Raw genomic sequence first — 2,542 nt, 5'->3', positions numbered from 1 at the left:
TAGAGCCGTCACGAGCTCGGCATCCTCATCGCCAGGCGTGACGGCCTCGACGCCTCCCGGCCGCCGCATCGTCCGCGCCCGCCCACCGAAGGGGCCGAACTCCGCCCCACCACGGGCGGGCCGGCGAGGCGGACAGCATCCCGGCACAACCGCCGTACAACGCCGCCCCGTCCGCGCCCACCCCCGGCACACACCCGCCCCGGCACACACCCGCCCCGGCGCACGCCCGCAACCGGCCCGCCGCGCACCCCGCAGCCGACCACCCGCCCCCACCACCCGGCAGGACACCAACGGCAGATGACGACCCGTCCCACAGCAGGCACCAAGCTGAAGACCTCACACACCACCACCCCCTCCCCCGCCCGGCCGAAGGAACCAGGGCCCACTCGAGCAGACAACCGCGCCGCGCGCGGCCCCGGCCGCGACCCACGCCGGCCGCCGCCTCCCGGCCAGAGCCCCACACCACCGAACGCACCGCACACGGCCACCCCGCACACCGCGCCCCACGCCGCCTCCCCCACACCCGCACCCGCACCCGCCGCGCAGAAAACTCCGTAAAAGCCGGGGCGGATCCACACCAGGCGATCACAGACCGCCGGCAGTAAAACAACAGGCCCACGGTATCCGAACCGGTTTTCCAACTCCATTGAATACGGGGCACTCAAGGGCGGGAATTCACCCGGCGAGAGGCATTCATTTCATTTCCTCGAACGGCCCCGGCCAGCCGGTTCCACCACAAGGAAAGAATTCGTCTGGACGGGTGTTTCGAATAAGCGGAAAACCGCCGTTCCACGCACGCCCGGCACGTCCGCTGAGCTGCCCGTTTTCGAATAATTGCGAATCTTGCAGACCCGCGCCCCGCCACGCCTGACCGCACATCAGCTTCCGCAATAGCACCCGGAATTCGAGGTAGCGTCTGACGCAGCGGCAGGGAAAGATCGAAATTCCTGCTGTCCGAAAGGAGAGTACGTGAAGACCATTGCTAGGGCAGTGGCAGTCGCGCTTGTGACAGCCGGGGCCGTTGCAGTGCCCCTTACGGCAGAAGCAAGTGCAGCCCCGCTGCCGGGTTCGGTTTCGGCGGCGCCCGCAACCTTGGCCCTCCACCGAGGCGAGAGCGCGCGCACCCACCACCCCTCCCACTACCGCAACAACGGTGACCAGCACCGCTACCGCGGCATCGACCTGTGGCGATACCGCTTCAACGACCGCGACCACCGGCACTGGGACCCGTACCAGAACCGGTACCGGCACCACTCCTGCAACCGGCACTCGGGCTGGGACCAGGACCGCTACCGGTCGGGCTGGGACCAGGACCGCTACCGGTACGGATCCTACGGCCAGTACTCCTACCGCTGGGACTGCTGCCGCCACTGACGCAGCAGTCCCCTCCCCAGAAATCCGCGCCGCCCGCCGTCGTATTTAGCCGACAGCGGGCGGCGCGGATTTCCCCCCGCCCAAAAGAAGAAAACCCGGGAACCCGCCGCCTGCAAAACTCCCCGGACCACACCCGCCACTCAGCCGGCCGCCAACCTATACACCGTCAAAACCTCACCACCCACCCACACACAGGAATCCGCCCGGCCCGCCCGCAAACGGGGCACAGCCCGGCTGACAACACCCAGCTCCGCTTCACTGAGAACAACAGCAGCAACCTTGATCATATCCAGCAGCGTCTCCTCCGACACCCCCCGGCGCCCGTTCCCCGACAACAAAATCACCGGCTCACCGCTGCTCCCCCGGACGACAGCCGTCACCGAAGTTCCCTGCACAACGAGCACCTGCCGCCCCTCTCACCGGCGCGGATAACCAACCCGCCGATCCTGGCACGGCCACACGATATCCCCCACACTCCCCCACACCCCTGGGCGTGTTGACACCTCCCCTTCCCAGAAAAACCCCCGAAAACCCGGCACTTCACGTACGACAAAGGACGGGGCGCCCGTGGCGGGTCAAGGAGTTCAGGGTTCCCTGCGGTTCGCGGACGAACCCCGCCGTGCGGCCCGCGGGTTGGACGCCGCGGCTTCCGCGGGCGCGGACGACTTCGACACGCTGGGTGATGAGCCCCGCAGACCGCCGAGCGCCAGGACCGTCATCACCACCGCGGCCCCCGCCCCCACACCGAAACCGCCGTGCGCACCGCCCGCGTCCACCACCCGCCCCGCGACCGCCGCAGCGCCCGCTGATCCTGCCGCGCTAGCGGAGTTGCCCCAGGTGAACGCCCGGGGTAAGGACGGCGCGCGGGACAGACGAGCGGGTGAGGACACAGGAGAGGATCAGCAGGACCGGCACGGCGAGCCCGGTCAGGGCGAGGGTGGCGCCGGCCGCGAGGGGCGCGTCGAGGAAGGGCGGCGGGAGGCTCGCGAGGGTGAAGCAGACGGCGGCGGCGGCCTGATGGCGCCGGGGCGAGCCGCCGTGGCGCCACGCCCCGTAGACCCAACCACCCACCAGATTCGTGCAGTTGGAGGCGACATAGAGCAGCGCTGCCACCTCCGCGTGCGCGTTTGACGGCGTACGCGGCGACGGACACCTGCATCGCCCCGAG

Annotated in this window: 1 protein-coding gene and 1 pseudogene; one reads left to right on the top strand and one right to left on the bottom strand. The window is 69.6% G+C overall.

Annotated features, from left to right (window positions below; all coding sequences use genetic code 11):
• Nucleotides 1-1,092 precede the first annotated feature (1,092 nt).
• Nucleotides 1,093-1,374, top strand: a complete 282-nt coding sequence (locus VXC91_RS44475) for a hypothetical protein (RefSeq protein ID WP_329513027.1) — start codon at nucleotides 1,093-1,095, stop codon at nucleotides 1,372-1,374.
• 819 nt (nucleotides 1,375-2,193) lie between these two features.
• On the opposite strand, the pseudogene VXC91_RS44470 reads toward VXC91_RS44475, so the two are convergent.
• Nucleotides 2,194-2,542, bottom strand: a pseudogene (locus VXC91_RS44470) (hypothetical protein); the annotation flags it as partial.

The sequence above is a fragment of the Streptomyces chiangmaiensis genome (assembly GCF_036281785.1).
Classification (GTDB): domain Bacteria; phylum Actinomycetota; class Actinomycetes; order Streptomycetales; family Streptomycetaceae; genus Streptomyces; species Streptomyces chiangmaiensis.
The sequence above is the reverse complement of the archived record's forward strand: the minus strand, read 5'-3'. Positions and strand labels throughout refer to the sequence as shown.